Raw genomic sequence first — 215 nt, forward strand, 5'->3', positions numbered from 1 at the left:
ACAGTGTTTTCATGGGAGAAACAAAAAATCCCGAGAAAATCAATCAACCAAATGATTTACTGTATTTGATTTATACATCAGGAACAACAGGAAAACCAAAGGGTGTTATGATTGAAAACAAAGGTGTTATCACGATGAAAGAGTACCTAACGGAACTCTATCAAATTACAGAAAAGGATCATATTCTCCAATTCGCAAATTATATATTTGATGCA

The 215-nt window shown here is 32.6% G+C and carries 1 protein-coding gene; it reads left to right on the forward strand.

Features of this window, described 5'->3' with window-relative positions:
- Positions 1-11: 11 nt before the first annotated feature.
- A partial coding sequence (locus tag MR167_RS32695) for an AMP-binding protein (protein WP_242316342.1) occupies positions 12-215 on the forward strand: 204 nt, incomplete at its 3' end.

Source organism: Bacillus cereus group sp. BfR-BA-01355 (assembly GCF_022663675.1).
In the GTDB taxonomy this organism is placed as follows: Bacteria; Bacillota; Bacilli; order Bacillales; family Bacillaceae_G; genus Bacillus_A; species Bacillus_A thuringiensis_S.